This is a genomic window from Sphingomonas bisphenolicum (assembly GCF_024349785.1).
In the GTDB taxonomy this organism is placed as follows: Bacteria; Pseudomonadota; Alphaproteobacteria; order Sphingomonadales; family Sphingomonadaceae; genus Sphingobium; species Sphingobium bisphenolicum.
The window spans coordinates 2081507-2106387 of the sequence record NZ_AP018817.1; the positions used below are offsets into that span (position 1 = coordinate 2081507).

Below are 24881 nucleotides of genomic sequence, written 5' to 3' on the forward strand. Positions count from 1 at the left end.
ATGGACGGAACGCCGCGTTGGGCGCTGCCGCTGCTGTTCGCAGGGCAGGCGCAGAAGGAAATCCAGCATAATGAGGCGCTGGCGCTGGTCGATGCGCTGCTGCACGGACAGGTGGAGAGCGCCGACCTGAGCGCGCCGCCGGGTGCGCCGGCGGTCGGCCAGTGCTGGATCGTCGCCGCCGGCGCATCGGGCGACTGGTCCGGACGGGCGGGATCGATCGCGCTGTGGACGGAGGGCGGGTGGCGCTTCGTCGCCGCGCGAAGCGGGATCAGGGTCGCTGCGGCCGACCGCGATCACGCGCTTTTCTTCGATGGGGCAGAGTGGCGCAGCGAAGCGATACGAAGCGCTGGCCTGTTTATCGAGGATGAGCGAGTGGTGGGGCCACAGAGGGCGGCTATCGCGGCGCCCGGCGGTGGCGCCGTGATTGACGTCGAGGCGCGCTCTACGGTCGCCGACATTCTGGCGGCCTTGCGCAGCCATGGCCTGATCGCGAGCTAATATTACGGGCCTGTGCATTTCTTGTTGCAGGCCCGCGTCAATAGTCTAGGATTCCTCCGCATTAGCTTGGCAAAGCTGTGAAAGCCGGGCTAGTGCGTTATTTTTGCAACGGTTTCACTAATTGTGGACTTGCCATGAAACCTTCTTGCGAATACAGGGTTTCAGCAGTCCTTCGTGACACTCTTGAAAGGGGAATTCAAATGCGGAAGCTTGCCCTCGCGGCTGCGCTTGCGACCACCGTCCTGGCCACCCCGGCCATGGCGCGTGACAATAGCTGGTATGTCGGCGTCGATGCCGGCGTCCTGCTCGTCGAAGACCAGGATATTGAATCGTCGACCGCCGTCACCACCGCCGATTATCATAAGGGTTATGATTTCGACGCCAACATCGGCTATGATTTCGGCGGTTTCCGTCTGGAAGCCGAAGCCGCTTACAAGCGCGCCAAGGTCGATCTGGACAAGAGCGGCTTCGGCGGCGCAGCCTCGGCTCTCTCGTTCATGCTGAACGGCTTGCTCGACTTCGGTCCCGATGATGGCCTGCAGGGCTTCGTCGGCGGCGGTGTCGGCGTTTCGCGCGGCAAGCTGGCGACCGATCTGGTCAACGACAGCGACACCGGTTTCGCCTGGCAGGCGATCGCGGGCGTTCGTTACCCGGTCACCAACAATGTCGACGTTTCGCTGAAGTATCGTTTCTTCAATCAGGACGATATCAAGGTCATCCCGGCATACACCACGGGCCTGGCCGTTGCAGGCGACACCATCAACACCAAGCTGCGTACGCACAGCCTGTTGCTGGGTCTGACCTACAACTTCGGCGGCGAACCGGCTGCTCCGCCGCCGCCCCCGCCGCCCCCGCCCCCGCCGCCTCCTCCGCCCCCGCCGCCCCCGCCGCCGGTTGCGGAATGCAACCCTGGCCCGTACATCGTGTTCTTCGAATGGGACAAGTCGGACATCACGCCTGACGCCGCCACCATTCTGGACAACGCGGTTTCGGCCTACAGCAGCTGCGGCAGCGCTCAGGTCATGCTGGCCGGTCACGCTGACCGTTCGGGTGCCGCTTCCTACAACGTCGGCCTCTCGCAGCGCCGCGCTGACTCGGTCAAGGCCTATCTGGCCTCGAAGGGTATCCCTGATGGTGTCATCACCACCCAGGCCTTCGGTGAATCGAAGCCGCGCGTCGACACCGCGGACGGCGTTCGCGAAGTCCAGAACCGTCGCGTGGAAATCAGCTACGGTCCGGGTTCGGGCATGTAAGCCGATTTCCGTTCTTCGGAATGGAAACAGAATTGGGGGCTGGTCGCAGGACCGGCCCCTTTTTCTTTGGCCGATTGGTTAGGGATCGTCCGTTGCGCCGGGGCATCGCACACGGGGCCAAGGCGTTGTCGGGAAGGCCTAGCCGGTGGCGGGGTGCTTCACTGTCGCGCGTGGATTGACAGACAGCGCGGCGATGGCCGGGGCTTCAAGGCCCGACGATGAATGACGGCACGGTGCTGGGACATGCGGCGGCGAATAGCGAGCCTGCGCGATGGACGCGCCGGTCCCTTGGGCGAACACCAGAGAGCATGGCGCACAGATCATCTGCGTCGCCATCCCGCGTTGCGCGCGACGCGGCGCAGTATAGCAAGCCGTCCGCTTTCCATGTCATCGAGCCTGACGATCGATAGGCGGGGTGCCGTGCGCCACGAAACGCCGTCCGCCCGGCATCGATGCGCCGGTAAGAAAGATGCGGTCGACAGCGATCAACGGGCGATAGATACACATCGATTGCCTTCTTGCGAAAGCTTATCAAAAGAACGGTGACAAATCGATCCGGATGGGCAACAAAAGCGCTTCAGCGGCGTTAGCGCCTTATCTTGCCCTTCCTGGGAGCTATCCATGAAAATTCTTCCGCTTCTCACCGCCTTGCCGATCGTTCTGGCCGCATCCGCCTGCGCCACCACATCGGACGCGCCCAGCGCTGCGCCGACCGCTTCGGCCAAGCTGGCGGCGGCCGACGGGACTGCGCGCGGGACGGCGACCGTGATCCAGGCGGGCGACGGTCTGCACGTCGTGGTCAAAGCGATGGGGCTGACCCCTGGCATCCACGCCGTGCATATCCATACCACGGGCCAGTGCGCTGCGCCCGACTTCGCGAGCGCGGGTGGCCATTGGAACCCGACCGCGCGCAAGCATGGCAAGGATAATCCCGCCGGCATGCATATGGGCGACATGCCCAATATGACGGTAGGCCCGGATGGCACCGGGGCGATCGAATATCATATCGCCGGCGCGGCGATCAGCGAAGGCGCGACGCCTTTGCTCGACACCGACGGCGCGGCGGTGGTCGTGCATGCGCAAGCCGACGACAATATGAGCGATCCGGCCGGCAATGCCGGTGGCCGCGTGGCGTGCGGCGTGCTGGCGGCGGGCTGACCGCCGCGCCGTCTGTGCGGTTGACGTTATGAGGCTTTCGAAAGGCGCTTCGGGCTTTGGGTTTCGGGGCGCCTTTTCGATATCGGACGATCAGTCCAGCGATGGTTGCGCGGCGCCGTCGTCGGCGTAATCCGCTATCGCCTGATAGATCGCGCGCTGCTGACCGAGACGGCTTTCGAACAGGGTGAAGCGATCGACCCGAAAGAGCGCGCCGGTCAGGGCGGCATGGCGGGCGAGAAAGGGAGCAATCAGTCCGCCCGCCCGGCCGAAGCGGGCGAGGGTGACGTGGGGCAGATAGGCGCGGCTTTCGGGTAGCAGGCCGACCGAAACGCAGACGCGATCTATTTTCCGATGCAGCGCCGCCAGGGGATCGCGCGGTTTGACACCGGCCCAGAGCGTATCGACCACGCCCTTGCGGTCGAACGCGCCGACGCCCGAAAGATGTACGTCGAACGGAGCGAAGCGGATCGCGCCCAGGGCGTCGGCGAGGTCGTTGGCGCGGTGGCGGTCGACTTCACCGATGAAGCGTAACGTCAGGTGCAGTTGATCGTCGCCTTGCCAGCGCGCGCCTTCAACGCCGTCCATCAAGGAAAGAAGATTCGCGCGCTGATCGGCGGGCGGGCGGATGGCGACGAACAGGCGATGCATGGGGCCGATATAGGGCGATCGACACGATCCGTCACCGGCCGTGCCGGTTTGGCTTGAATCACGCGGCCGATGCGCCGATAATGGAGATATCGGCAAAGCGTGCCGGTGAAGGAGATGATTTTCATGGCCAACTGGTCCGACCCCCGTTCCGACATTGCGGGCTTTGGCGGCGCCACCGCTGCGCGCGGCGAGGCGTTCGACGCCGGGCTGCGCAGCTATATGCTGTCGGTGTATAATTATATGGCGAGCGGCGTGCTGCTGACGGGCGTCGTCGCGCTGCTGTTCGCGTCGAGCGGCATGGCTGAAGCGGTGTTCTTCGGTCCCGGCATCCTGAAATATATCGTGATGTTCGCGCCGCTGCTGTTCGTGATGGTGTTGAGCTTCGGCATCAATCGCTTGTCGACGGTCGCTGCGCAGGGCCTGTTCTGGGCCTATGCCGCGGTGATGGGCGTGTCGCTATCCTATATTTTCCTGGCCTATACCGGTACGTCGATCGCGCAGACCTTCTTCGCGACCGCGGCGGCCTTCGCAGGGCTCAGCCTGTGGGGCTACACCACCAAGAAGGATCTGTCGGGTTTCGGCACTTTCCTGATCATGGGCGTAGTCGGCCTGCTGGTGGCGAGCCTGATCAACATCTTCATGAAGTCCAATGCGATGAGCCTGGTCATCAGCGGCGTCGGCGTGCTGCTGTTTGCCGGCCTGACCGCTTATGACACACAGAAGATCAAGAGCATCTATGCCCATGTCGCGGGCACGGACATGATGGGCAAGTCGGTGGTGATGGGGGCGCTGAACCTCTATCTCGACTTCATCAACATGTTCATGTTCCTGCTGCGCCTGTTCGGCGATCGCCGCTGATCGCTATGGCGTGAAGCCCGATCAAAAGGCCCGGTGGAGCGATTCGCCGGGCCTTTTTGTTGTGAAAAAATCGGGACGTTCGCTTCGCTGGCGACCCCCGTCAGGGAAGGGAGCGAGGCGCGCGCTCAGCCCTGTTTCTGCATTTCGGTGATGAGGGCGCCGTCGATCTCTTTCTGCCGCTTGTAGGCCGGGCGCTCGCGCAGGCGGGCGGCGTAGGATTCCAGGGCGGGGCTGGAGGGGATGGACTTGAAGCTCAGGCCCCAGTCGATCTGCGAGCCGACATAGACATCGGCGGCGGTAAACTGGTCGCCGCAAATCCAGGCGTCGCCCGCGACCGCCGTTTCGAGGGCGGCTATCGTATCTTCAAATGTGCCATAGCCGGCCGTGCGCTCGCGGCCTTCGGGAACGACGAAGCCCAGCGCCTTGTTGGTCACAGCGGCCTCGACCGGGCCAGCGGCGAAGAAGAGCCAGCGATAATAGGCATGGCGCTGGTCGAGCGCGGGGGCGAGGTGCGCGGCCGGGAAGGCATCGGCAAGATAGGCGCAAATGGCGGCGCATTCGGTGACGACCCGGCCGTCATGGACGATGGCGGGCACCTTGCCCATTGGATTGATCGCCAGATAGTCGGGCGCCTTCATCGACGCGGCATAATCGAGGATCACCGTGTCATAGGCCTGGCCGACCTCCTCCAGCATCCAGCGGACGATCTGCCCGCGCGACATCGGGTTGGTGTAGAAAATGAGGTCAGAGGGCATCGGCTTCTCTCCTGAATCGAGGCGATGAAGGTGGCGCAAGCGACGGGCAGGCGCCACCCTCTTTCTGGGTCAGCAGCCCACGCCCATGGCGCTGCCGAGCATCCCGCCTAGGCCGCCGCCACATTTTTTCTTTTTCTTTTGTTGCTGCTGGGTCGGTGCATCGTCCCCGTTATCGCCAGCCTGGCCCATCATGCTGCCCATGTCCGGGCCGTTCAGCATCCACATGGTGTTGGCGCGATAGCGGACGCGGGCGATCCATTCCGGTTTCCATACGGCCTTGGGGTCGGCGGGGCGGGGCGGGTAGGTGAAATTGGCCTCTGGGCCATAGGCGTAGAGGCTGCCCATCAGCATCTCTCCGCCCGCCTGGGTGACGGCGGCGGGGACGGTGCAACTGGTCTGGCTGGGCGGCATGACGATTTTCTGCGCGATCATCTTCTGCACGGCGGCGGGTGACATCCAGTCCCACACCGGGCCACCGAATGCCTGGGTCGCCGAGGAGGCCCACCAGACCATGTCGCCATTCTCCTTGGCGCCGAAGGTCCAGGCGTAATAGCCGGTCGCCTGCGGCAGGCTGTTCCAGCTTAGGATCGTCGCGCCGCCGGCGATCGCGCGGGCGGTGCCGGTGATGGCGGGCATGAAGTCCTGCTTCAGGTTGAAGGCGATGTCGGGGCTGTAATTGCCGCTGATACGATGGTCGCCGAGCAGGGAGGCATTGGCGGGAACGGTCTTGCGCGTCTGGCTGTTGGGCCAGTCGCCATAGGTCTTGCTGTTGGAGGCGCGGATTTGCCATTCCTGTGGAATCGATGCGCCGCTCATGTAGAGGCCGGGCGGCATCTGGCCCTTGGCGACCTTGGCGAAGTCGATCACGACCGGCTGGCCCGCACCAGGCGTGGCGCCGCAGCCCCAAAAGAGGAGCAGCCGGCCCTTGGGGCGCTCGCCCGGCATGGGCTGATCGTCGCTGGGGACGATGCGGGGCGTGACGAGCGGGACGGAGGCGCCGAGGCCTGCGCCGGCGGGCATGAAATGATCGGCGGCGGGCGCGCCGCTGGCGGGCGCGCGGGTGGAGCCGAGGCGCAGGACGAGTTCGTGGAGTGGCTGGTTGCGGCCGCCGCCCATCATCATGCTCATGGCCGCGCCCATGCCGCCGCCGCCACCCGCCATGGCGGCCATGCCGGACATGGTGCCGGCGTCGATCGTGTAGCGGGCAATGGGGCCGGATGCCTGCTGGCTGGGGACAGGGGCGGCGAGGAGGGTGAAGGATGCAAGCAGAAATGCGCCGCGAGCGGGGCGCGAAGTCAGGAGTTTGCGCACAACATCTGTTCCTTGATCGTTACGGAAGAGATGCGACCTTTTTTCTGGGAAGGGGAACGTAGCAGAGATTCAGGGGACGGGGGAGGGGGGAGTTGGTAAGCTGCTCCCATGAAGATACCGTGAGACGCCCATGATGAAATTTTCGATTGCGGTCGCGATCATGGCGATGGCGCAGGCTGCCTGCGCCGCCGCCGACCGGATGGCCAGACTGAACGCCTCTGACATTCGATCCGCATTGGTGGGGCATATGGTCCGTTATGAGCGGCCGGGCTGGACGGATACGGGCGTTCAAGAAGAATTTCGCGACGACGGGCGATGGCGGGGCACGCGCTACAACAGAGGGCCGAGTTCGTTTTCCGGTCTGTGGGAAATCGCCGACGATCGGCTTTGTGTGGTCGCCATGCAAGGATTGACGGGGGATCGCTGGGCGCATGGTTGGGTTTGCAGAGAAGTGTGGCGAGGGCAGCAATCCGGCCGTTTGTTTATGGACCATGTGGTCATGCTGGAGGGGCGGCAGGTGGTTCATGTAGAGGCATTGAAGCCGCAATTGTGATTGCCGCCGCTTCACCCTCTTCCGACTTCGCCTAGGCGGCAAGCTGCCAAGGCTACATATCCTTCTCCCATGGGGAGAAGGGTTTTCATACGAAAAGAGCGACCCTCGCGGGCCGCCCTTTCGTCATCGCGTGTGAAGGCTCTTACTTCGTGCCTTCCGATGCCTTGGCCTTGCCGCCCTTCTTGCCCTTTTTGGGGGCGGCCGGGGTGATCTGGAAGGCGAGCGCCCCCACCCCGTCGGCATCTTCCTTCATATGGACATGGACTTCGCCGCCATGGACCAGCTTGCCAAACAGCAGTTCCTCGGCCAGCGGCTGCTTGATCTTTTCCTGCATCAAACGGCCCATCGGTCGGGCGCCGTACAGCTTGTCATAGCCCTTCTTCGTCAGCCAGGCCTTGGCGTCGTCGTCCAGGGTGATGTGGACGTCGCGGTCGGCCAGTTGCAGCTCAAGCTGTAGCACGAACTTGTCGATGACGCGGGCGACGACTTCGGTCGGCAGATAGTCGAACGGCACGATCGCATCGAGGCGGTTGCGGAATTCGGGAGTGAAGAGCTTCTTCACCGCGTCTTCCTGGACATCCTCGCGCGTGAACTCGCCGAAACCGATGCTTTCCTTCGCCATGTCCGACGCACCGGCATTGGTGGTCATGATGAGGATGGTGTTGCGGAAATCGACGGTCTTGCCGTGGTGATCGGTCAGGCGTCCATTATCCATCACCTGCAACAGGATGTTGAACAGGTCGGGATGCGCCTTCTCGATCTCGTCCAGCAGCAGCACGCTGTGCGGTTGCTGGTCGACCGCATCGGTCAGCAGGCCGCCCTGGTCATAGCCGACATAGCCCGGAGGCGCGCCGATCAGCCGGCTGACCGAATGGCGTTCCATATATTCCGACATGTCGAAGCGCTGGAGCGGGATGCCCATGATCGAGGCGAGCTGGCGCGCCACCTCCGTCTTGCCGACGCCGGTGGGGCCGGAGAAGAGATAGTTGCCGATCGGCTTGTCGGGATCGCGCAGGCCCGCGCGCGACAGCTTGATGGCCGACGACAGCACTTCGATCGCCTTGTCCTGGCCGAACACGACACGCTTAAGGTCCGTGGTGAGTGAACTCAGCACGGTCTTGTCGTCGGACGATACCGTCTTGGGCGGGATGCGGGCCATGGTCGCGATGACCTGCTCGATCTCCTTGGGGGTGATGGTCTTCTTGCGCTTGGAGGGCACCACGAGCATCTGCATCGCGCCGACCTCGTCGATTACGTCGATCGCCTTGTCGGGCAATTTCCGGTCGTTGATGTAGCGCGCCGACAACTCCACCGCCGCCTTGATCGCATCCGGCGTATATTTGACGTGGTGATGCTCCTCGAACGCGGTGCGCAGGCCGGCGAGAATCTTGATCGTATCCTCGATCGTCGGCTCGTTCACGTCGATCTTCTGGAACCGGCGCAGCAGGGCGCGGTCCTTTTCGAAATGGTTGCGGAACTCCTTATAGGTGGTCGAGCCGATGCAACGGATCGTGCCGCCCGACAAAGCAGGTTTCAGCAGGTTGGACGCATCCATCGCGCCGCCGCTGGTGGCGCCCGCGCCGATCACGGTGTGGATCTCGTCGATGAAGAGGACCGCGTGCGGCATCTTTTCCAGTTCGGTCACGACCGCTTTCAGCCGTTCCTCGAAGTCGCCGCGATAGCGGGTGCCGGCCAGCAGCGCGCCCATGTCCAGCGAGTAGATGACGGCTTCCTTGAGGACGTCGGGGACTTCGCCTTCCACGATCTTGCGCGCCAGACCTTCGGCGATCGCAGTCTTGCCCACGCCCGGATCGCCGACATAGAGCGGGTTGTTCTTCGAGCGGCGGCACAGGATCTGGATCGTGCGATCCACTTCCGCGGTTCGGCCGATCAGCGGGTCGACCTTGCCACGGCCCGCTTTCTCATTGAGGTTGACGGTGAACTGTTCGAGGGCGCTATCCTTCTTACCCTTGCCGTCCTGCACCTTTTTTTCCTCCTCGGAAGCGCCCTTGGTCTCCTGACGCTCGGGCGCGGGCGTGCCCTTGCCGACGCCATGGCTGATGAAGCTCACGGCATCGAGGCGGCTCATATCCTGCTGTTGCAGGAAATAGACGGCATAGGATTCGCGTTCGGAGAAGAGCGCGACGAGCACGTTGGCGCCCGTCACTTCATCCTTGCCGGACGACTGGACGTGCAGGATGGCGCGCTGGACCACGCGCTGGAAACCGCTGGTGGGGGACGGGTCGCTGGACCCCTCCACCTTCAGGCTGTCGAGTTCGGTGTCGAGATAATGGGTGACGGCGTCGCCCAGTTCGCCCAGCTCCACGCCGCACGCCTGCATCACCTTTGACGCATGTTCGTCATCAATCAGTGCCAGGAGGAGATGCTCCAGCGTGGCATATTCATGCTTGCGCTCCGACGCGTGCGTCAGCGCGTTGTGCAAGGTGGTTTCAAGAGCGGGTGCGAATGAAGGCATGTCTGTTCTACTCCTGGCCCCAAAAAGGAGCGGTATCGAACCATATGTCGGCATTGCTCGACGCCGGATCAAGGCCGCAGCCCCGACCAGCGGAATTGCCTGACTGCCCAAGCCCTATGGAGCCCTTAAGGGCGCAGGGGGCGAGGCGCGGGTTCATCGCCTGAATAACGCCTCGGCACTTGCCTTATGGTTAACGGCGTTTTCCTTTATCGATCTGGTGCGCGCGATTTCCGTTTCCAGAGCGACGATGCGGGCGTCCAGTTCGGCAACGGACAAAGGCCCCAGATCCTGCCTCAACAGGCGGGCCAGCGGATCATCTCCCTTGTTCGGCAGATCGTCATCCAAGTCCATGACGCCAATGTTGACCCTGCGGGCCACTCTGTCAATAAGGGCGCAGGTTCCGTCCGTCGATTTTTGGTGCGGCGCAACATGGTTAACGACCGGGGGCAGTAACATGGCGGATGTGGGCGCAGTACCGGGCGAGATGACGGCGATCGCGATCGTCACGCCGGGCGGGCCGGAAGCGCTGGTGCCGGAACGGCGGCCGGTGCCCGTGCCGGGCGAGGGCGAGGTACTGATCAAGGTTGGGGCCGCGGGCGTCAATCGGCCCGACGTGTTGCAGCGGCAGGGCAAATATCCGCCGCCGCCGGGCGCTTCGGACATTCCGGGACTGGAAGTAGCAGGGACCATCGTGGCGGCCGGCAGCGGCGCGGATAAGCTGGTGGGGCAGAAGGTGTGCGCGTTGCTGGCAGGTGGAGGCTATGCCGAATATGCGGTGGCGCCGGCGGGGCAATGCCTGCCGTTGCCCGACGATTATGATCTGGCCGAGGCGGCGGCGCTGCCCGAAACCCTGTTCACCGTCTGGACCAACTTGTTCGAGCGCGCCTATGCGGTGGGGGGCGACACGGTGCTGGTCCATGGCGGGACCAGCGGCATCGGCACCATGGCGATCCGGCTGTGCAACCTGTTCGACGTGCGCGTGATCGTGACCTGTGGGTCGGACGAGAAGTGCGCGCAGGCGGTGGAATGGGGCGCGAACCATGCGGTCAATTACAAGACGCAGGACTATGTCGAGGAAGTGAAGGCGATCACCGGCGGGCAGGGGGTGCAGGCGGTGCTCGACATGGTCGGCGGCGATTATGTGCCGCGCAACCTGGCTTGTCTGGCCGAGGATGGACGGCATGTGTCGATCGCGGTGCTGGGCGGGGCGAAGGCGGAGATTTTCATCCCGGCGATCATGAGTAAGCGGCTGACCATCACCGGATCGACGCTGCGGGCGCGGTCGGTGGGTTTCAAGAGCCTGGTTGCGGACGAACTGATGCGGACGGTGTGGTCTTTCGTGGGCGAGGGGAAGCTGCGCCCGGCGATGGACCGGAAGTTCGCGCTGGCGGATGCGGCCAAGGCCCATGCGCGGATGGATGCGGGCGAGCATTTCGGGAAGATCGTGCTGGTGGTTTGATGGGGGTCATTAGCGAACCCGAAGGCTGTAAGCGTTGCGGACATCTCATCGGTTATCACTGGGATGGTGACGGTGAAATGTGGTGCACCGCCTGCGAGTGTAAGGGATATGTTGATCCCGATGAGCCAAAAGTCGTGAGCCGACGTCCTCATGCTGCGGATGATAAAAGGGAAACGTCACCCTGAACTTGTTTAGCTGCGCTGGCCTTCGGCTCAGGGTCCATTTTGCCAAATCGAGGGAAGGTTGGTGCCGCGCGATGGATGCTGAAACAAGTTCAGCATGACGAATGAAATGAGGCGCGCTCCTCCGGTTAACCCCCGCAAACCGTAGCATTTCCGTCATATTCTCTTCGGAACTGTAACATTGCGCGCTTAAGGATTCGCTCCCGAGGACATTGGTCTTTGGGGATCGTATCATGAACGCCATTACCCGCCTGCCCTTCCTGAGCGAGTTGGAAGAGGGCGCGGACGACCGTTTCCATATCCCTGAGCGGGAAGGGCAGCGGCGCCGCTATCGCACCATCTGGATTTCCGACATTCACCTCGGCACGCGCGGCTGCAATGCCGCGATGCTGATCGACTTCCTCGACACTGTGGACAGCGACACCATCTATCTGGTGGGCGACATCATCGACGGATGGCGCCTCAAGAAGCGCTTCTACTGGCCGGCCAGCCATAATGACGTGGTCTGGCGCCTGATGAAGCGCGCCAAGCGCGGCACGCGGGTCGTCTACATCCCCGGCAATCATGACGAGATGTTCCGCCAGTTCACCGGCATGAGCTTTGGCGGCGTCGAAATCCGGCGCAAGGCGATCCACACGACCGCGGACGGGCGCAAGCTGCTGGTGTTGCATGGCGACGAGTTCGACACGATCATGCTGGCGCATCGCTGGTTGGCCTTCGTCGGCGACGCGGCCTACACGACGCTGATGCGGCTCAATGTCGTGGTCAATGCCGTGCGCCAGCGCATGGGACTGCCCTATTGGTCGCTTTCCAAAATGGCCAAGCACAAGGTCAAGAACGCCGTGTCCTTCATTTCCCGCTTCGAGGAAGTGGTGGCGCATGAGGCCGGCGCGCGCGGAGTCGATGGCGTGGTGTGCGGTCATATCCACAATGCCGAGATGCGCGAGATAGAGGGCATCGACTATTATAATGACGGCGACTGGGTCGAGGGTTGCACGGCGCTGGTGGAACATGGCGACGGGCGGATGGAAGTGCTGCACTGGGCCGACGAGATCGCCAGGCGCGAGCAGGAAGAACAGGACGCGCGGGCGCGGATGGCGGCCTGATATGATGGCTGACTGCTTCGTACCCAGTCGAGCATCGCAAGGGATGCGCTAACCGTTTCTCGACTGCGCTCGACACGAACGGCCGTAGGTGAATAAGGAATGATCCCCATGCGCATAGCGATCGTCACCGATGCCTGGAGTCCGCAGGTCAATGGCGTGGTGCGCACGCTCCAGACGATCCGCGCCGAACTGGAGCGGATGGGGCATGTGGTCGAGGTCATTTCGCCCGATCTCTATGGCTCCATTCCCTGCCCGACCTATCCCGAAATCCGGCTGGCGCTGGTCCGGTCGACCGTGGTGGGGCAGGCGATCGCCGCGTTCCAGCCCGATGCGGTGCATCTGGCGACGGAAGGGCCGCTCTGCCTGGCGGCGCGGCGCTGGTGCCTGCGCAGCGGCGTGCCGTTCACCACCGCCTACCACACCCATTTTCCCGACTATGTCGCACAGCGCACCGGCCTGCCTGCGGCCTGGTTCTGGCGATATATCCGCTGGTTCCATGGGCCGGCGCAGGCGGTGCTGGTGTCGACCCGATCTGTGCGCGACCAGTTGCGCGCCCATGGCGTGCCCAATGTGCGGCCATGGGGGCGGGGGGTCGATCTGGCCGCCTTCACCCCCGATGCACCGCCGCCCGAAGCGTTCGCGAACCTGCCGCGCCCGATCATGCTCTATGTCGGGCGGGTCGCGGTGGAGAAGAATCTGGAGGCGTTCCTCGCCACGGATCATGCCGGCACCAAGGTCGTTGTCGGCGACGGGCCGGTGCGCGCGACGCTGGAGCGTGCCTATCCGCAGGCCCGCTTCCTGGGGCCGATGTTCGGCGCGGCGCTGGCGGGCGCCTATGCCGGGGTGGATGTGTTCGTCTTTCCCAGCCGCACCGATACGTTCGGGCTGGTGATGATCGAAGCGCTGGCCTGCGGCACGCCGGTTGCGGCCTATCCGGTCACCGGGCCAATCGATATCGTGACGGCGGACAGCGGAGCGCTGTCGGAAGATCTGGGGCAGGCGATCGCCGCCGCATTGTCGTGCGATCGCGCCGCCTGCGCCGCTTATGGACAGAGCTTCAGTTGGGAGCGCAGCGCGCGCGAGTTTCTGGAGGGCCTGCACGCGATCCCGGCGACACTGATCGAAAGCGCTGCCTGACGCTATTCCCGGGGGGCGATGCTTTTCCCAAGGATTTTGTTGCCGCACGCAGCGGGATGTTCTATCTCTGATCCGTCGTGGCCGCCCTGCTTGGGCGGCCCTTATCGTTTTTACGCCGGAGAAGACCCCGTGTCCCAGCCCCTCATGCCTCACGCGACCGCCAGCTGGCTGGTCGACAATAGCGCTCTGAGCTTCGACCAGATCGCGGAATTCTGTGGGCTTCATATTCTGGAAGTGCAGGCTATCGCCGACGACACCGCCAGCATCAAATATACCGGCCGCGATCCGGTACGCGCCCATGAAATCACCATGGAAGAAATCCACAAGGGCGAGAACAATCCCGACTATCGGCTCAAGATGCTGAAGGGGCCGGAGCCTGTCCGCCGCACCAAGGGGCCGCGCTACACGCCCGTCAGCAAGCGTCAGGACAAGCCGGACGGCATCGCCTGGATACTGCGTCATCATCCGGAGATTTCGGACGGCGCGATCGGCAAGTTGATCGGCACCACGCGCACCACCATCGCCGCGATCCGCGATCGCACCCACTGGAATATCTCCAACATCACCCCCAAAGATCCTGTGACGCTGGGCCTGTGTTCGCAGCGCGAGCTGGACGGGCTGGTTGCCAAGGCGGCCAAGAAGGCGGGTATCGAGGCGCCCACCGATTCGCGCCTGGATGGCGATCGCGAAGCGCTGATCGAGGAATTGCGTCGCGAGCGGCAGGAGACTGTTCGCCGTGCCGAAGAGGCGTTGAAGACCGAGGCCGACCTGATTTCCAGCACGGCCACCATCCTCGATCCGTTCAGCAGCAACAAGGGCGAGGTGTGATGCCGTAGCGTCATCGGCGACTTGGGTTAAGTCGCTGCGACGCAGCATTTTTCGGGGTCGCGCGGCTGATGCTGCGCGGCCCTTTTTGCTGTGCTTGACGCTTGCGTAAAGCGGGACATGTCCATACACTTCAAGCCATGGAGAGCATGGAAAAAACCTGGAGAGAGCGGTACCAGCACCCGACGGCCTGGGACCAGACATTCCCACCGCTGTCGATGGGCGAGATGGTGACTCATAGCGTTAAGGCGCATCCCGATGCCCCGATGATCGACTTCATGGGGCGGCATTTCAGCTATGGCGCGATGCTGGAACAGATTCGCCGCATCGCCTGTGGCTTGCAGGGCATGGGCGTGAAGAAGGGAGACCGGGTCGGCCTCTATCTGCCCAACACCCCGCATTATGTCGCGGCCTATTATGGCGCGCTGATGGCCGGCGCGATCGTCGTCAACTTCTCCCCTCTCTATACCGCCGCCGAACTGGAGCATCAGGTTGCCGATAGCGGCACGAAAATCCTTTTCTCCCTGTCGGCCAAGGCGTTGTTGCCCACCGCGCTGGAGGTGTTGGAGCATAGCGAACTGGAAACGCTGGTCGTCGGTTCGGTCGCGGAGATGCTGTCGCCGGTCAAGTCGCTGCTGTTCCGCTGGTTCAAGGCCAGCGAGTCCACGCCCTTGCCGCACGATCCGCGGGTGATGCGCTATGACCAGTTGATCGCCAATGCGGGGGGCTGCACCGTGCCGGAAATCGACCCGGTCAATGACGTGGCGCTGTTGCAATATACCGGCGGGACGACCGGTACGCCCAAGGGCGCGATGCTCACCCACCAGAACCTCACCGCCAATGCGCGGCAGGCGCAGGCGATCGATCCGCATGCGAACGAGCCGGACCGGATCATCGCGGTGCTGCCCTTCTTCCATGTCTTCGCCAATACCTGCACGCTCAACCGGACGGTGGTGAATGGCGGCGAGATGGTCATGCTGCCACGCTTCGACGCGGCGCAGGTGCTGGCGGCGGTGCAGCGGGTCAAGGCGACGTCGCTGCCCGGCGTGCCGACCATGTTCCAGGCGCTGCTGGACCATCCCGCCATCCGCAATATCGATTTTTCCTCGCTGCGCGCCTGCATTTCGGGCGGCGCGCCGCTGGCGCTGGAGCTGAAGCAGAAATTCGAGGCGGCGACCGGCGCGCGTCTGATCGAAGGCTACGGCCTGACCGAAACCAGCCCGATCGTCTGCACCAATCCCTATGAGGGGCTGAACAAGAGCGGGACGGTAGGCCAGCCGGTGCCGGGGACACGGGTCAAGCTGGTCGATCGCGAAGACCCGACCCGCCCGCCGCCCGAAGGCGAGCCGGGCGAACTGCTTTTCGCCGGGCCGCAGATCATGAAGGGCTATTGGAACCGGCCCGACGCCGATGCCGAAGTGTTTGTCGGCGAATATGTCCGCACCGGGGATGTCGGCCTGATCGACGAGGACGGCTATGTGAAGATCGTGGACCGGCTCAAGGACATGATCGCGGTCGGTGGCTTCAAGGTGTTTCCCAGCCAGGTGGAATCGGTTCTCTACCACCATCCCGCGGTCAAGGAGGCGCTGGTGATCGGCATCCCCGACCATTATCGCGGCGAGCAGCCCAAGGCGTTCGTAACCCTGAACGAAGGCGCGGAGATCGACGGCGCGGCGCTCAAGGACTGGCTCAACCCCCAACTGGGCAAGCATGAGCGGGTGTGCGAGGTAGAGGTGCGCTTGAACCTGCCCAAGACGCTGGTCGGCAAGCTGTCGCGCAAGGAACTGGTGGCCGAAGAGCGGGCCAAGGCGGATGCGGCACGGGCGGAGGCTGGAACCGCGGCCTGATCCTTCCTATCTGAGGGGCGACCACAGATAAGGAATGAACATGGCGCAGGAAATCGCGACGCTGGCCGGTGGCTGCTTCTGGTGTACCGAAGCGGTCTATCAGAATCTCAAAGGCGTGGAGAGCGTGGAAAGCGGCTATATCGGCGGGGCGCAGCCCGATCCCACCTATGAACAGGTCTGTTCGGGCGCTACCGGCCATGCCGAGGCGATCCGCATCACCTATGACCCCGCCGTCATCAGCTATGCCGATCTGCTCGACATCTTTTTCGCCACCCATAATCCCACGACTTTGAACCGTCAGGGCAATGATGTCGGCACCCAATATCGGTCGGCCATCTTTCCCCATTCGACCAGCCAGGACACGGAAGCGCGCGCGGGCATAGGCCGGGCGCAGGCGGACCAGAGCGACCCGATCGTCACCACGATCGAACCGGACGCGCCCTGGTATCCGGCCGAGGATTATCACCAGAAATATTGGGACCGGGTCGGCGACCGGAACCCCTATTGCATGGCGGTGATCCCACCCAAGCTCGCCAAGCTGCGCAAGGGCTTCGCCGCCCGGATCGATGGCTGATCATTCGCCACGGCCTGTCGCGTTTCGCGCCGTCCTTGGTGGGCGGTTCCTGTCGCCTATGCTAGGGAAGCGCGAACGCACAGTCGGGGATGGACGATGAAGAAGTTGGTTTTGCTGGCGACGCCCTTTTTGCTGTTGGCGCTGCCGGGGTGCGTGCGCACGGTCGCGAGCGTCGTGACGGCGCCCGTGCGCGCGGGAGCTCAGGTCGTGGACTGGTCGACAACCAGCCAGAGCGAAGCCGACCGCAATTATGGCCGCAAGATGCGCAAGCAGGAAGCGCGCGAGGGCAAGGAGCGCAAGAAGGCGGACCAGGTACGGCGCAAACAGTGCCGCGAGGCCGGCTACGATAATTGCGGTTGACTGGAATGAACGCGGATTGCTGCCGTGTGAAACAGGGCGGTGGATATGTGTTGCGGGCGGGGAAGTGGCCCAAAATGGCGTTACCAGACGCGACCAGCTAGGCGGTGGATCACGCCGCGGCGCGGCGCAGTCGGTCGTTGATCGCCGCGCCGATGCCGTCGGGCGGGATCGGCGCCACGGCGATGCGGGTCGCGGCGCTGGCATCGGCGAAATGCAGCGCGGCGAACAGATGGGCCGCAGCCTCGCGCATGTCCGCCTCCTGACTGAGGTTGATATGGCAGGGCATCAGCCCGAAGCCGATCAGATATTCGTCCTTTTCCGCCCGGAGTGCGTTCAAGCGTACCGGCTTGGACGGCGCATAATGGCTTTCGAGCTGGCCGGGCGCCTCGATCTTGCCGTCATCGGTCACGATCACCGGCAGTCCGGTCGCCTCTTCCAGCATCGCAGTCGTGACAGGGCCGGGGCGCAGCAGGCGGACGCGATCCTCTGCGGGCGCGGCGATGGTCGATTCCAGCCCCTCGCTCGTCGGCCCTTCGTCCAATATCATCCGGATCTTGCCACCCAGGCTGGCGAGTACATGTTCGGCGCAGGTCGGGCTGATCGAACCGCTGCGATTGGCGGAAGGCGCGGCGAGGGGACAGCCGCTTTCGCGGATCAACGCGCGCATCGCCGGATGAGCGGGCAGGCGCAGCGCGACCGTCGGCAGCCCCGCTGTCACCAGCGGCGACAGGCCGCTGTCGCTGCGCACCGGCAACACCAAGGTCAGCGGACCCGGCCAGAAGCGGTCGGCCAGAACGCTGGCGACGGGCGAAAAATCGGCCAGCCGCTCCGCCATGGCGCGGTCGGCGACATGAACGATCAGCGGATTGAAGCTGGGCCGTCCCTTGGCGCTGTAGATTGCGGCGACGGCATTGCTGTCGGTGGCGTCGGCGGCCAGTCCGTAGACCGTCTCGGTCGGCACTGCCACCGGCTCCCCCGCACGGATCAGCAAGGCCGCCTCGCGCAGGGCTTCGGTGCCATAGCGGCAGGATCTGGTCGAAAATGATGGATGAGCGATAGTCACGACCCCTGCGATATAGACCCCGCCTTGGGCAAGTAAAAGGCCATTGCGTCAGGGAAATGACATGGTCGCGACCTGGTGGCGACAGGCGCGAACCAATCGCGCGGACGCTTGCGGCGTCGTGGATCGGCGGTTAAGTCCGCGCCATGACCGACGCACTTCTCACCCGCATCGCGCAAGCGCTGGAACGGCTCGCGCCGCCGCCCCCTTCCTCGGCCGATCTGAACGCTTCTCCCGCCTATGTCTGGGACGGGAGGGCGATCCATGGGGTGGAGGCGTTCGCGCCGGTGGATTATGCGTTGCTGACCGGGATCGACGCGCAGAAGGGAGCGTTGCTGGACAATAGCCGCCGTCATGCCGCCGGCCATGCCGCGCATGACGTGCTGCTATGGGGCGCGCGGGGTACGGGCAAGTCGGCCGCGGTCGCGTCCGTCGTCGGGCTGTTGCAGCAGGAGGGGCAGGATATCGCCCTGATGCAATGCGCGATCGATGAACTGGCGAGCCTGCCCGCGCTCTTCTCTCTGTTGCGCGCCACGCAGCGGCCCTTCATCCTGTTCCTCGACGATCTGGGATTCGAGGAGCAGGGCGTCGGCGATGCGCGGGCGTTGCGATCACTGTTGCAGGGGGGAACGGCGGCGCGGCCCGCCAATGTCCGCCTCTATGTGACGTCCAACCGCCGCCATATCGTGCCGCGGCACCTGTCGGAACAGGACGATCCCATCAATCCGCGCGATGTCGTGGACGACAAGATGGCGCTGTCTGACCGCTTCGGCCTCAGCCTCGGTTTCCATGCGCTGGATCAGGATGCCTATGTCGCGATCGTCGGCGGCTATGCGAACAAGCTGGGCTTGGCGTTCGACCCGCTGGAGGCGATCCAGTGGGCGACCCAGCGCGGCAGCCGGTCGGGCCGTGTCGCTTGGCAATATGTGGTCGAACTGGCCGGGCGCAACGGGTTGAGCGTGTAAAGCCTGCATCCGTTCGCTCGAAGCGAACGGATGATTGCCATCACTGCGCCTTCGTCACTCGCCAGACCACGCCGCCGACATCGTCACTGACCAGCAGCGCGCCCTTGGCGTCGGCGGTGACGTCGACCGGCCGGCCATGCGCAGCGCCATTCTTGTCGAGGAAGCCGGTCAGCAGGTCTACAGGCTTGGCCTTGCCCGCCTCGCCATCGACGAAGCCGACATAGACCACTTTGTAGCCCGCCGCCGGCTTGCGGTTCCAACTGCCGTGCAGGCCCACGATCGCCCCGTCGGTGTAGGGCGCGCCCAGTTGCAGCTTGTCGGCGAAGGTCAGGCCCAGCGGCGCGACATGATTGCCCAGCGCATAGTCGGGCCGGTGGGTATATTCCCGGATTTCCGGGCGCTGCGGCTGGACGCGGCGATCCTCATAGCCGCCCCAGTAATTCCAGGGCCAGCCGTAGAAGGCGCCGAACTCCACCCGCGTCAGATAGTCGGGAACCAGATCGCCGCCCAGCATGTCGCGCTCGTTGACCACGCCCCACAGCGCGCCGCTCTTGGGTTCGATGGCGAGGCCTACCGGATTGCGCAGGCCCGATGCGAAGATGCGCTTATAGCCGGTCCTGGGATTGACTTCGAGGACGAGGGCGCGCCCCTTCTCTACCTCCAGCCCATTGTCGGCGATATTGCTGTTGGAGCCGACACCGACATAGAGCAACCCTTCGGGGCTGGCTGTCAGGCTTTTGGTCCAATGCTGGTTGGGCGCCTGCGCAGGCAGGTCGATGATCTTGCGACCCTTGGCGGTGATCCTGATATCGTCTGCCTTGTAAGGGAAGGCCAGCAACGCGTCCGTGTTCGCGACGTAGAGCGTGTCGCCGATCAGCGCCATGCCATAGGGGGAATTGAGGCCCGTCAGGAAAGCGGTCTTGGTTTCCGCCCGCCCGTCGCCATCGACGTCGCGCAGCAGCGTGATGCGATTGGCCGACGGCACGCCGGCCCCCGCCTTGTCCATCAGATAGCTCATCACCCGGCTGACGATCCCGCCCTTGGGCCGCGGCGGGCTGTTGGTTTCAGCCACCAGCACATCGCCATTGGGCAGCCGCAACAGCGAGCGTGGATGGGCCAGGCCATCGGCATAGCGTGCCACGCTCAGCCCCTTGGCGGCGACGGGCTTTTCATCGCCGCGCCACGGCTTGACCTCGGCGATGTTGACCGTCGGCAGCATCTCGTTGCGCGGGGTGGTGAACACCGGCTCGCGACCCGTATCCGCGCCCGGTGGGAGTTCGGCGGTATTGCCCTGGGCAAGGTAGAGGAAAACGCCGCCCGCGATCAGGAGCGCGATGACGACAAGGGCGATGATATGCTTCTTCATGCGCCCACATCTATGCGGAGGCAGGGCGGCGGGCAAGGCGGCGTTTGCGCCTTATTTGCGGCGTTCGCGCAGCCAGAGCAGGATGGCGATCACCACGCCCGCGCCCGCGCCCGCCAGCAGGCCGATACTGGGCTGGCCCAGCAGGCCGCCGCCGATCGTGCCGGCCAGGATCAGGAAGGCGATGATTGCGCCAGCGCCGGTCGGGTTTTTCGTCTCCTTGGTCATGGCTGCCCCTTGCCATGGACCGCGCGACAAGGCTAGCGGCTTTGGCCGCGCGTCGGCACCGCTCCATTTCGGGAAGGCCCGTTTCGGGAAGGCCCGTTTCGGGAAGGATCGTCCCGCTGCGGGACTCATGGTCCATAACGGGACTTCGCTAATGCGGGATTCACCCTTCAAACCGGCCGCTCGCGTCAAAGCATTGAAATGGCACGGCGATTGAATGGTGGTTGCCATAATAAGGTCGCCAAGAATAATCGGGGGTTGCAATGCAGTTGCCATATCTTTCGAACCGAAAGAGCTATGAGGATGCGACCGAGCTGATGGCGGCTTTCGGCGACAATGCCGGCTATGAGGCTGCGGCGCGCGCCGACCGCAGCCTGGATCAGGGCAACCATATTCATTTCTGTCACTGGCGCCAGATCGAGCGGCTCATCGTGCTGCTGACCTATGACCAGCCGCTCGGCACCATCCACTAAAATCCACGGTCGCAGTTACAACCGAAGGCCCGCAGTTTCGGGCAGGCCTGCCAGGATGTTGAGATTTTGCACCGCCGCGCCGGCCGCGCCCTTGCCCAGATTGTCGAGCGCCGCCACCAGCCGGGCCTGCCCGCTGTCGGCGCTGCCGCAGACGAAGAGCGCCAGCCGGTCGGTCGCGCCGACATGCTCCAACGCCACCTGGCCGATGCTCAGGCTGTCCTCCAGCGATGCCACGCTGACGATTTGCGACCCGGCATAAGCGGCGGCAAGAGCGGCATGGATGTCGGCCAGCGCAGGCACGCCCGGCATCGCCCGCAACTGCAACGGCACTTCCACGATCATGCCGCGATAGGCGTTGGCCACCGCGGGCGCGAACAGCGGCGGGTGGGTCAGGCCCGAATAGCGGGTCATTTCCGGTACATGCTTGTGGCCCAGGGCCAGGCCATAGGGACGGAAGGCGCTGGGTGCGCCGTCGGCGCCCTCATAATCCGCGATCATTGCCTTGCCACCGCCAGAGTAGCCCGATGCGCCTGATACCGTCACCGGCCAGTCGGCCGGGAGCAAGCCAGTCAACACCAGCGGGCGGACCAACGCCAGGAAACCTGTCGGCCAGCAGCCGGGATTGGCGACGAAGCGGCTGTTGGCCAGCACTTCGCGATGGTGCGGTTCCAGCTCGGGGAAGCCATAGGTCCAGCCATCGGCCACGCGATGCGCGGTCGATGCGTCGATGACGCGGGTGCGATCATTGTCGATCAGCGATACCGCTTCGCGCGCGGCGTCGTCGGGCAGGCAGAGGATGACGATGTCGGCGGCGTTGAGCGCATCGCGGCGCGCGCCGGCATCCCTGCGCTTGTCTTCCGGCACGGTGATCAGCGACAATTCGGGGCGACCCGCCAGCCGGTCGGCGATCTCGATGCCGGTGGTGCCGTGACCGCCGTCGATGAAGACGTTGATGCTCATGCGCTGATCCTCCGCCGGGCGATGATCGGCTGCGGGTGCGCGTCGGCCAGTCGGGCGACGACGTCCGCCAGTGGCTCCTTCACCACGGTCATCCAATGGGCATTGGCGTGCAGCAGGGTTCTGGCGTCGGTCATGATGCCGACATGGCCGGGGAAGAAGACCAGATCGCCGCGCTTGAGCGCTGCATCGCTGTCGATCGGCGAACCGATGCCTTCGCATTGCAGGTCGGTGTCGCGCGGGACGCTGATCCCCGCCTGGCCCAGGGCGACCTGCACCAGGCCAGAACAGTCGATGCCGCGATGGCCGCGTCCGCCCCATATATAGGGCTGTCCCAGATAGCGTTCGGCCACGGCAACCCAGTCGGCCGGCTTCGCCTCGACGGGTTCGGCATGACGCACATGGATGAATCCCTCGGCGCAGGCGACGAAGCCGCCCTGGACCTCTCCGGAAAACAACGCGCCGCCCGGCCAATGGTCGGCGATCGGCGACTTGATGTCCGGCGCGCTGAACAGCGGGGCGCTTTTCACGATGATGCGGTGGCTGGGTGTTTCCAGCACATCGAGCGCATCGCGGCGGATATAGCCGACATAGCCGTCGTGGCCGCAAAAGCCCCAGGCCCAGTCGGTCATCACGTCGAGCGCATGGAAGATTTCGCCGCGCAGCAACTCGCTGATGGCCTCCGAAGTCGATGCAGCGGCCGAAAATATACCGGTGCCGGGCGCGACGCAGGTGAGGGGCACCGCGCGCGCATAATGGGCGGAAAAGAGGACGCCGGCGAGCGCCAGATCGGCGAGATCGCCCCGCGCCGCATGGATGCGGCGGTCAAGCGCTACCGAACGGCCGTCAAGCTCGAAGCGGGTTCGTTCAGGCGGTCCGTTCCGCAGGGGTGTAATTGTGCCGTTCATCGCGCGCGGTTCCTGCGATGAAATGGTGAAAGGCGTCAAGAAATTCCGCGCCTTTTGGCGTCCGGGTGATGAAAATATTGCGACGGTCCGCCACATCGCGCTCCCGACGGAGGTAGCCGAGCGCCGAAAGCTTGTTCAGCGCGCGGGTGATGACCGGCTTCGACACATGCAGCGCTTCGGCCAGGCCGCGCACCGTATGCGGGCCGGAACCGATATAGACGGTCATCATCAGGGCCATCTGGCGGTTGGTGAGGTCGGGCTTGCCCGATCGGACATAGTCGACGAGCGTGCGCATCCACTGGCCCAGCGGTTGCAGCCCGGGGCGGTCGATGTCGGTGGCGGAGAGCGCGTTCATGTCACCTCAACGCACGATTCCCAATCCGGTTGCGTAACGGACGCGACGCAATCGCAGCCTTTATCCGCTGCGCCCATAGCGCTGCTGCAACAGGCGGAAAACCGCGCGCAGTCCCAGCGCCTCGCCGCCCTTGGGCCGGCCTGGTTTCGGCGAGGGACGCCAGGCGAAGGTGTCGAGATGCAGCCAGGGCGTATCGTCGGGGACGAAGCGCTTGAGGAAGAGTGCGGCGGTGATCGCGCCGGCAAAGCCGCCTTCACCCGCATTGTTGAGGTCCGCGACATCGGACTTCAGCATGTCGGCATAGCCGTCCCATAGCGGCAGCCGCCAGGTCGGATCGTCCACGTCGCCGCCGGCTACGGCCATATCGGCCGCCAGCGCATCGTCATTGGCGAACAAGGCGGGCAGGTCGGGGCCGACCGCCACCCGCGCCGCGCCGGTCAGGGTCGCGAAATCGACGATCAGTTCCGGCTTGTCCTCGCCCGCGCGGGTCAGCGCATCGCCCAGCACCAGCCGGCCTTCGGCATCGGTATTGCCGATCTCGACACTCAACCCCTTGCGACTGCGCAATATGTCGCCTGGGCGGAAGGCATTGCCCGCGATCGCATTTTCCGCCGCCGGGATCAGCAGATGCAGCCGCACCGGCAGTCGCGCCGCCATGATGAGTTGCGCCAGCGCCAGCGCATGGGCCGCGCCGCCCATATCCTTCTTCATCAAACGCATCCCCGACGACGGCTTGATATCCAGCCCGCCGCTGTCGAAACAGATGCCCTTGCCCACGATCGCGATGCGCGGCGCGGCGGGATCCCCCCACATCAGCTCGATCAGGCGCGGGGCGAAGCCCTTGTCCGCGGCCTTGCCGACCGCGTGGATCATCGGATAGCCCTGCTCCAGCGCATCGCCGCGTGTGGTCGTTACGCTCGCGTTGAAGGCGACGGCCACTTTCTCCACCGCGGCTTCCAGGTCGGGCGGCCCCATATCGGCGGCGGGGGTGTTGACCAGGTCGCGGACCAGCGCGACGGCCTGCGCCAGTTGCACCGTCGGCGCGATCCGGGCGACATCCGCAGTCAGCAGGATGCGGGCGCCGGCCGGCGGATCGTCCCGGCGATAGCGGTCGAAGCGATATTGCGCCGTCAGCCAGCCCAGCGCCGCGGCCCCGGCCGATCCCTCCGCCAGCCGATAGACGCCTTCGGGCAGGCTTTCGGCCGCCCGCGCGAGGCACCATGATCCCAGCGTATCGCTATTGGCGACGCCGGCGACCACCGACCAGTCATCGTCGCCCCCGCCCGGAAGGATCGCGACGTCGTTCGCATGGCCTTTGAATTTCTGCGCCACGATCATGGCGCGCATCGACGCCGGCCGGGCCGCCAGCCAGGCGTCATAGCCCTTGGCGTCGACAAGCTGGATCGATCGGGCGGGTTGCTGGTTGTCGGCTTTGAGCAGGTCGGAAAAATCGGTCATTGCGCGGGTGTAAGGGAAAGGGATCGCGGATGGAAAGCGCAATTTTTTCATCGCGCACCCGACACGTTCGACCCTTTCTTCATTTGCGCTGTGAACCGCGCAGGCCTAGATTCGGGG

26 protein-coding genes are annotated in these 24881 nt (G+C 64.5%); 14 read left to right on the forward strand and 12 right to left on the reverse strand.

What is annotated here, in order from left to right; translation table 11 throughout:
• The 3 genes from SBA_RS10340 to SBA_RS10350 all read left to right on the forward strand — a co-directional run bounded on the left by SBA_RS10340 (position 1) and on the right by SBA_RS10350 (position 2909).
• Positions 1–498: a DUF2793 domain-containing protein gene (locus SBA_RS10340; RefSeq protein WP_224545741.1), complete on the forward strand. Its 498-nt coding sequence runs from the start codon at positions 1–3 to the stop codon at positions 496–498.
• A 200-nt stretch (positions 499–698) separates the two neighbouring features.
• Entirely contained in the window at positions 699–1751 is a 1053-nt protein-coding gene (locus SBA_RS10345) for an OmpA family protein (protein WP_224545742.1), read from the forward strand.
• Positions 1752–2372: 621 nt separating this feature from the next.
• Positions 2373–2909: a superoxide dismutase family protein gene (locus SBA_RS10350; RefSeq protein ID WP_224545743.1), complete on the forward strand. Its 537-nt coding sequence runs from the start codon at positions 2373–2375 to the stop codon at positions 2907–2909.
• 90 nt (positions 2910–2999) lie between these two features.
• Here SBA_RS10350 and thpR read toward each other — a convergent pair whose 3' ends face one another.
• Positions 3000–3557, reverse strand: a complete 558-nt coding sequence (gene thpR, locus SBA_RS10355) for an RNA 2',3'-cyclic phosphodiesterase (RefSeq protein ID WP_261934357.1) — start codon at positions 3555–3557, stop codon at positions 3000–3002.
• 123 nt (positions 3558–3680) lie between these two features.
• Here thpR and SBA_RS10360 point away from each other — a divergent pair, with 123 nt between their 5' ends.
• A complete protein-coding gene (locus SBA_RS10360; RefSeq protein WP_224545747.1) occupies positions 3681–4415 on the forward strand; it encodes a Bax inhibitor-1/YccA family protein in 735 nt (244 codons plus the stop codon).
• Between the two features lie 125 nt (positions 4416–4540).
• Here SBA_RS10360 and SBA_RS10365 read toward each other — a convergent pair whose 3' ends face one another.
• Both SBA_RS10365 and SBA_RS10370 read right to left on the reverse strand, forming a co-directional pair.
• Positions 4541–5170 carry a glutathione S-transferase family protein gene (locus tag SBA_RS10365; RefSeq protein WP_261934358.1) on the reverse strand — a complete coding sequence of 210 codons (630 nt, stop codon included), beginning with the start codon at positions 5168–5170 and terminating at the stop codon, positions 4541–4543.
• A 69-nt stretch (positions 5171–5239) separates the two neighbouring features.
• Entirely contained in the window at positions 5240–6481 is a 1242-nt protein-coding gene (locus tag SBA_RS10370; RefSeq protein ID WP_261934359.1) for a hypothetical protein, read from the reverse strand.
• Between the two features lie 130 nt (positions 6482–6611).
• Here SBA_RS10370 and SBA_RS10375 point away from each other — a divergent pair, with 130 nt between their 5' ends.
• The gene (locus SBA_RS10375) at positions 6612–7034 is read left to right on the forward strand and encodes a hypothetical protein (protein WP_261934360.1); all 423 of its coding nucleotides are present in this window, start codon (positions 6612–6614) and stop codon (positions 7032–7034) included.
• Positions 7035–7176: 142 nt separating this feature from the next.
• On the opposite strand, the gene clpA is transcribed toward SBA_RS10375, so the two are convergent.
• Positions 7177–9510 (reverse strand): ATP-dependent Clp protease ATP-binding subunit ClpA, encoded by a 2334-nt coding sequence (clpA, locus tag SBA_RS10380; RefSeq protein WP_224545756.1) that lies wholly within the window; start codon positions 9508–9510, stop codon positions 7177–7179.
• 153 nt (positions 9511–9663) lie between these two features.
• On the reverse strand, positions 9664–9861 hold the full coding sequence (locus SBA_RS10385; RefSeq protein WP_261934361.1) for a DUF1192 domain-containing protein: 198 nt from the start codon (positions 9859–9861) through the stop codon (positions 9664–9666).
• Positions 9862–9964: 103 nt separating this feature from the next.
• On the opposite strand from SBA_RS10385, the gene SBA_RS10390 reads away from it, so the two are divergent.
• From SBA_RS10390 to SBA_RS10420, 7 genes are all read left to right on the forward strand, one after another.
• Positions 9965–10969 carry an NAD(P)H-quinone oxidoreductase gene (locus tag SBA_RS10390; RefSeq protein ID WP_261934362.1) on the forward strand — a complete coding sequence of 335 codons (1005 nt, stop codon included), beginning with the start codon at positions 9965–9967 and terminating at the stop codon, positions 10967–10969.
• 415 nt (positions 10970–11384) lie between these two features.
• Positions 11385–12257, forward strand: a complete 873-nt coding sequence (locus SBA_RS10395) for a UDP-2,3-diacylglucosamine diphosphatase (protein ID WP_261934363.1) — start codon at positions 11385–11387, stop codon at positions 12255–12257.
• 108 nt (positions 12258–12365) lie between these two features.
• Positions 12366–13394, forward strand: a complete 1029-nt coding sequence (locus SBA_RS10400) for a glycosyltransferase family 4 protein (RefSeq protein ID WP_261934364.1) — start codon at positions 12366–12368, stop codon at positions 13392–13394.
• 144 nt (positions 13395–13538) lie between these two features.
• Positions 13539–14222, forward strand: coding sequence for a DUF1013 domain-containing protein (locus SBA_RS10405; protein WP_224546264.1), 684 nt, complete (start codon positions 13539–13541; stop codon positions 14220–14222).
• A 137-nt stretch (positions 14223–14359) separates the two neighbouring features.
• On the forward strand, positions 14360–16066 hold the full coding sequence (locus SBA_RS10410) for a long-chain-fatty-acid--CoA ligase (protein ID WP_261934365.1): 1707 nt from the start codon (positions 14360–14362) through the stop codon (positions 16064–16066).
• Between the two features lie 40 nt (positions 16067–16106).
• A complete protein-coding gene (msrA, locus tag SBA_RS10415) occupies positions 16107–16640 on the forward strand; it encodes a peptide-methionine (S)-S-oxide reductase MsrA (RefSeq protein ID WP_224545768.1) in 534 nt (177 codons plus the stop codon).
• A 96-nt stretch (positions 16641–16736) separates the two neighbouring features.
• Complete coding sequence (locus tag SBA_RS10420; protein WP_261934366.1) at positions 16737–17000, forward strand: hypothetical protein; 264 nt, start codon at positions 16737–16739, stop codon at positions 16998–17000.
• A gap of 109 nt (positions 17001–17109) precedes the next feature.
• Here the strand turns inward: SBA_RS10420 and SBA_RS10425 are convergent, their stop codons facing one another.
• The gene (locus SBA_RS10425; RefSeq protein ID WP_224545772.1) at positions 17110–18063 is read right to left on the reverse strand and encodes an L-threonylcarbamoyladenylate synthase; all 954 of its coding nucleotides are present in this window, start codon (positions 18061–18063) and stop codon (positions 17110–17112) included.
• 143 nt (positions 18064–18206) lie between these two features.
• On the opposite strand from SBA_RS10425, the gene SBA_RS10430 reads away from it, so the two are divergent.
• On the forward strand, positions 18207–19025 hold the full coding sequence (locus SBA_RS10430; protein ID WP_261934367.1) for an ATP-binding protein: 819 nt from the start codon (positions 18207–18209) through the stop codon (positions 19023–19025).
• Positions 19026–19065: 40 nt separating this feature from the next.
• Here SBA_RS10430 and SBA_RS10435 read toward each other — a convergent pair whose 3' ends face one another.
• Complete coding sequence (locus SBA_RS10435; protein ID WP_261934368.1) at positions 19066–20391, reverse strand: PQQ-dependent sugar dehydrogenase; 1326 nt, start codon at positions 20389–20391, stop codon at positions 19066–19068.
• Positions 20392–20442: 51 nt separating this feature from the next.
• Positions 20443–20616 (reverse strand): hypothetical protein, encoded by a 174-nt coding sequence (locus tag SBA_RS10440; RefSeq protein WP_224545778.1) that lies wholly within the window; start codon positions 20614–20616, stop codon positions 20443–20445.
• Positions 20617–20876: 260 nt separating this feature from the next.
• Here SBA_RS10440 and SBA_RS10445 point away from each other — a divergent pair, with 260 nt between their 5' ends.
• Positions 20877–21086: a hypothetical protein gene (locus tag SBA_RS10445; RefSeq protein WP_224545780.1), complete on the forward strand. Its 210-nt coding sequence runs from the start codon at positions 20877–20879 to the stop codon at positions 21084–21086.
• 15 nt (positions 21087–21101) lie between these two features.
• Here the strand turns inward: SBA_RS10445 and argC are convergent, their stop codons facing one another.
• From argC to SBA_RS10465, 4 genes are read right to left on the reverse strand one after another with little or no spacing between them, the layout of a single operon-like run.
• Entirely contained in the window at positions 21102–22046 is a 945-nt protein-coding gene (gene argC, locus SBA_RS10450; protein ID WP_261934369.1) for an N-acetyl-gamma-glutamyl-phosphate reductase, read from the reverse strand.
• On the reverse strand, positions 22043–22951 hold the full coding sequence (locus tag SBA_RS10455; RefSeq protein WP_261934370.1) for a C40 family peptidase: 909 nt from the start codon (positions 22949–22951) through the stop codon (positions 22043–22045). Before SBA_RS10455 ends, argC begins: the two co-directional genes overlap by 4 nt.
• A complete protein-coding gene (locus tag SBA_RS10460) occupies positions 22911–23306 on the reverse strand; it encodes a MarR family transcriptional regulator (protein WP_224545785.1) in 396 nt (131 codons plus the stop codon). Before SBA_RS10460 ends, SBA_RS10455 begins: the two co-directional genes overlap by 41 nt.
• A 60-nt stretch (positions 23307–23366) precedes the next feature.
• On the reverse strand, positions 23367–24764 hold the full coding sequence (locus SBA_RS10465) for a leucyl aminopeptidase family protein (protein WP_261934371.1): 1398 nt from the start codon (positions 24762–24764) through the stop codon (positions 23367–23369).
• Between the last annotated feature and the right edge of the window lie 117 nt (positions 24765–24881).